This is a genomic window from Streptomyces sp. rh34 (genome assembly GCF_002551245.1).
Lineage (GTDB): Bacteria > Actinomycetota > Actinomycetes > Streptomycetales > Streptomycetaceae > Streptomyces.
Window position 1 is genome coordinate 1 of the sequence record NZ_NTGZ01000426.1, and the last position, 3,600, is coordinate 3,600.

At 73.1% G+C, this 3,600-nt stretch carries 6 protein-coding genes and 1 pseudogene; 2 read left to right on the forward strand and 5 right to left on the reverse strand.

Annotation, left to right across the window (positions count from 1 at the left end):
* Positions 1-413: pseudogene (locus tag CR470_RS36610) on the forward strand (endonuclease); the annotation flags it as partial.
* 96 nt (positions 414-509) lie between these two features.
* Here CR470_RS36610 and CR470_RS36615 read toward each other — a convergent pair.
* Entirely contained in the window at positions 510-689 is a 180-nt protein-coding gene (locus CR470_RS36615) for a hypothetical protein (protein WP_097871971.1), read from the reverse strand.
* A gap of 75 nt (positions 690-764) precedes the next feature.
* The gene (locus CR470_RS36620; RefSeq protein ID WP_097871973.1) at positions 765-1,154 is read right to left on the reverse strand and encodes a hypothetical protein; all 390 of its coding nucleotides are present in this window, start codon (positions 1,152-1,154) and stop codon (positions 765-767) included.
* Between the two features lie 87 nt (positions 1,155-1,241).
* Between CR470_RS36620 and CR470_RS36625 the strand changes: the two genes are divergently transcribed.
* Positions 1,242-1,607 (forward strand): DUF779 domain-containing protein, encoded by a 366-nt coding sequence (locus CR470_RS36625; protein WP_097871976.1) that lies wholly within the window; start codon positions 1,242-1,244, stop codon positions 1,605-1,607.
* A gap of 32 nt (positions 1,608-1,639) precedes the next feature.
* On the opposite strand, the gene CR470_RS36630 is transcribed toward CR470_RS36625, so the two are convergent.
* The 3 genes from CR470_RS36630 to CR470_RS36640 form a co-directional block, all read right to left on the reverse strand.
* Positions 1,640-2,380 (reverse strand): hypothetical protein, encoded by a 741-nt coding sequence (locus CR470_RS36630; RefSeq protein ID WP_097871978.1) that lies wholly within the window; start codon positions 2,378-2,380, stop codon positions 1,640-1,642.
* A gap of 111 nt (positions 2,381-2,491) precedes the next feature.
* Positions 2,492-2,686 carry a hypothetical protein gene (locus CR470_RS36635; protein WP_097871981.1) on the reverse strand — a complete coding sequence of 65 codons (195 nt, stop codon included), beginning with the start codon at positions 2,684-2,686 and terminating at the stop codon, positions 2,492-2,494.
* Between the two features lie 117 nt (positions 2,687-2,803).
* Positions 2,804-3,600, reverse strand: a 797-nt coding sequence (locus CR470_RS36640) for a phosphatidylinositol-specific phospholipase C/glycerophosphodiester phosphodiesterase family protein (protein WP_097871984.1), incomplete at its 5' end; no start/stop codon positions are given.

Below are 3,600 nucleotides of genomic sequence, written 5' to 3' on the forward strand. Positions count from 1 at the left end.
CGTTGGGCGAGGGCGGCTACCGCCGCTACGACGAGCGGACCGCCACCCAGCTCGGTGAGGGCGCGCACCTCGTCCTCGACGTCTGGAAGGGCGACCTGCGCCGACTGCGTGCGGAGGCGGACGGCGACGGCGAGGCGTTGCGGATGGGACTCCGGCGTGTCCAAGGGATCGGACCGGCCGGGGCCGACATCTTCGTACGCGAGGTGCAGGACCTCTGGCCGGAGACCGGTTTCCTGGTCGGTGCGAAGGGCCTCCAGGGCGCCGAGCGGCTCGGCCTGCCCACCTCCACCGGCGCACTGGCGGAGGCGGCGCGCGGCCGGGACCGGGCCGCGTTCGCCGCGGCACTGGTCAGGGCGGCACTCGACCGGAAGGTCGTCGAGACGGTCCGGGAGGCCGCGCGGGCGCGGAGTTGAACCCCGCGCCGCAGCGTTCGCGGGCGCCGGGAAGGCCGGGCGGGCTCGCGAAGGCGCCCGTGCCGTACACGACGGCCACGGGCGCCTTCGCCTCTCTCAGCGGTCGGAGGCCGCCCGCGCTGCGCGTGCCAGGGCCTCATCGCGGCGGGCCTCGGCCTGTTCCTTCCTGCCCTCGGCCTTCAGCCGCTCGTTCTCGAGGGCGATGCCGTCCGATTCCTTGATCATGCCTTTGAGCCTCCGCGCCTTGGCGCGGGCGATGTCGGTGCTCTTTCCCACAGCTGCCTCCATGCCGCGAGGGAGATACGCGCTTCTCCCTCCACTATGCATACCCGCGCGGCAGAACGCAGGCCGCTACAACAGGGGATTCTCGTCCTCGTCCGGTCCGCCGCCCTCGACCCGCAGCGCGAGGTCCTGGAGGACGTCCGCCGACGACACGTCGGTCTGCCCGGAGTCGTGGACCTGGGCCAGCATCGTGAACGCGAGGGTGAAGGCGCTCACGAGCTGTTCGACCGCACCGCCGACCTCGCGCCCGACGACGGTGACCACCTCCTCGACGGAGAAGTCGTCGGGGATGGCGATGTGGGGCATCGTCTCGTTCAGCAGGGCGGTGACGGCGCCCGCTCCCGTGTCCAGATCTTCCCGTTCGAGGTCCGCCTCCAGCAGACGCTGCATTTCGCGCGCCTCTGTGAGGATGCCGATCACGCGCTTCACGACTTCCCGTTGCTCCATGGGCGCGAGCATAGGGCGTGCAACCCGGTCGCAACGTCCGGTCGAGTTGACTTGCGTCCGGTTCTCGCGGCCTCACCGCAGCCGAGAAGGGGCAGGTCCATGGAGTGTGACCCGAAATCGCCCGCCGTCGAGCTGACACCGTCCGCGGCCGGTCTCCTGCGGCGGCTGCGGTCGGACCACGGCCCGTTGATGTTCCATCAGTCGGGCGGCTGCTGCGACGGCAGCGCGCCGATGTGCTATCCGGCCGGTGAGTTCCGCACCGGAGACGCCGATGTGCTGCTGGCCGAACTGGCCGTCGAGGGGGTGCCGGAGAGCGTGCCCTTCTGGATGTCGCGGAGCCAGTACGAGGTGTGGGCCCACACCCGGCTGATCGTGGACGTGGTGGAGGGCCGGGGCGGCGGATTCTCGCTGGAGGCTCCGGAGGGGGTGCGCTTCCTCATCCGTTCCCGTCTGGTGGACGGCTGAGGAAGCGCCGCTCGCCCGGCAGGCGGTGTCGTTCAGCGTGGCGGGCGCTTGGGGCGCGAGCGGTTCTCCAGCATCGCCCGGCGGATTCCGGCCGCCGTGGACCGTGCGTGCTCCGGGGTCGCCGTGTGGTCGGCGACCGAGGTGACGAAGCGGTGCAGCGGCTGCCGGCAGCGGGTGCACGGGGTGTCGGTGGTGAGGAGGTAGCCGTCCTCGCACTGCGGGTCGGTGCACGATCCGGGCCGCAGGAGCTGTTCGGCGATGTCCTGGGCGCTCCACCGGCGGCGGCCGTCCTCGTCCTTCTCGCCCAGCGCGTGGGCCCAGCGCAGGTTCCAGCGCCGTTCGATGCGCTCGCGCAGGAGGCCGGAGCTGCGGACGGCGAGTTCCTGGTGGATGAGGTCGTGCACGGTGCTGGGCAGCCGACCGCCGAGCGCCTGGAGGAGCTGGGGCGGCAGCGCCTGGAGGACGTAGCCGGGCGGGTTGCTCCGGGCGTTCTCCCGCCAGCGGTCGCAGGCGCAGGACCCGTCGGGGCGCTTGGGGGCGTGGCAGCGGCCGCACAGTCCGCGGCACTCGGCGCACAGCCCGCCGTCGAGCCCGTCCAGATAGGGCGCGGGCGCCCGGCCGCACTCGTGGCAGCAGGCAGCGCACGGCCCGCAGAGCCGCTCGTTGCCCGCCTTCGTCGTCCAGGTCCGCATCTGGCACCGGCAGCACAGGCCGGTGTTGCAGTACTCGTGGTGGGCGGCGCCCGAGTGCCGGCCGGAGGGCGGGAAAGACATCTGCCCATTGTGCGGGATGTCCGGGCGGGGCGGGGACCGGCCGTCGGTCCCGGCCGGGCCCGGCCCGTGCGGGGGTCCGCGTCGAGGCCGGGCGCGGGAGTGGGGCCGGGGTCAGGGGTGGAGGCCGCTGACCAGGTCGGCGGTGGCCCCGACGCTGTCGTGGATGGTCGGCGCCATGCTCGTACCGGCCAGGAAGAATCCCAGCAGGACACAGACCAGTGCGTGGGAGATCTTCAGCCCGCCGTTGCGCAGGAAGATCACTGCCAGGATCAGCATGAGCAGGACCACTGAGATCGAAACGGCCATGGCCAACCTCCTCCGCCGCGCCGGATTTGCGGCATTCGGCCGCCAGTGTGGCGCAGCGGAGGAGCTGTTCGGCGCACTGGCGCGTCCGCCGAACGGGTACGTTCCGGCCGGGAGGCGTTACGGGGTCGGGGCGCCGTTCCCGCGAGCGCGGAGGAATCGTTCGAGTCCGGCCAGGTCGTCGGTGTTGAGGTGGTCGACCCCGGCGGCGAGCAGTTCGGACCAGACGGCCTCGCGTTCGGGTCCGGGCAGGTCGGGTGTGGCCCAGAAGCGGATGCGGCGGCCTTCCCGGTGGGCGGTGGCGACGAGGGTGCGGAGCCGGTCGCGCTCGGCCCGGGGGAAGGGGCCCGCGCCGAGCCAGCCGAAGGTCTGGGTCCAGTTGGCGCTGACGAGCGGGGCGAACGAGGCGGGGGCCTGGGTGCCGAGGTCGTCGAGCCGGCCGTCGTAGAACGCGTACCGGGTGCGCTGCGCCTCCATGGGGAGGCGCGCGGCGCGGTCGCCGGAGATCACCGGGGTGACCGCGCCGGGGTGGACGCGGCCGTGGCTGTAGCGGGTGAGGAACCGGTGGTGGCGACGCAACTGCCGGTCCAGTTCGCGGTAGGCGGCGACGCCGTCGGCCTTGATATCGATGAGGAGCTGCACCGGGGCGCGGTGGTGCGGGTGGACACTGCCGTGCCCCGCGCGGACCAGGGCGGCGAGCGGGTCCAGGTAGAGCGAGGCGAGGGTGCGGGTGGGGTCGAGCGTGGCGGGCTCGTGGGCCACGAGCAGGTCGCCGCCGACGAGGAAGACGTCCGCCTCGACGCTGGTGAACCCGTGGGCGAGCGCGTCGTGCAGCGGCCGGGGGTGCAGGTAGTCGTTGTGCGCGTGGGCGTGGCGTAACGGGCGCGGACCGCGCGGGCGGGCGGGTGCGGCGAGCG

Coding starts and splice junctions, on each gene's coding strand:
- CR470_RS36620 (WP_097871973.1), bottom strand. CDS start 1,154: ATGCTCGCGCCCATGGAGCAACGGGAAGTCGTGAAGCGCGTGATCGGC.
- CR470_RS36625 (WP_097871976.1), top strand. CDS start 1,242: ATGGAGTGTGACCCGAAATCGCCCGCCGTCGAGCTGACACCGTCCGCG.
- CR470_RS36630 (WP_097871978.1), bottom strand. CDS start 2,380: ATGTCTTTCCCGCCCTCCGGCCGGCACTCGGGCGCCGCCCACCACGAG.
- CR470_RS36635 (WP_097871981.1), bottom strand. CDS start 2,686: ATGGCCGTTTCGATCTCAGTGGTCCTGCTCATGCTGATCCTGGCAGTG.